Origin of the sequence: Bacillus sp. SIMBA_008 (genome assembly GCF_046535495.1) — a bacterium.
In the GTDB taxonomy this organism is placed as follows: Bacteria; Bacillota; Bacilli; order Bacillales; family Bacillaceae; genus Bacillus; species Bacillus subtilis.
This window is the reverse complement of record NZ_JAWRWL010001446.1, coordinates 1-228: the sequence shown is the minus strand read 5'-3', so window position 1 is coordinate 228 and position 228 is coordinate 1. Positions and strand designations below refer to the sequence as shown.

Annotated in this window: 1 pseudogene; it reads left to right on the top strand. The window is 48.2% G+C overall.

Annotated elements, in window-relative coordinates:
* Positions 1–228: pseudogene (locus SB658_RS28270) on the top strand (MBL fold metallo-hydrolase); the annotation flags it as partial.

Here is a 228-nt window from a genome sequence, read left to right as displayed (position 1 = left end):
GCTGTCAGAGGCGGGCAGAACGGTCCATTATTTAGAAGGCGGCATGAAGGCGTGGAGTGAGCATCTGGAGCCAGTGAAGATTGGTGATTTAAGCGGCGGTGGAGAGCTCTATCAATTTGTACGGATGGGCAAGGGATGCCTGTCTTATATGATCATGTCGAACGGAGAAGCCGCAATTGTAGATGCAGCTAGAATGACAGATGTTTATATCCGTTTTGCTAAAAAGCA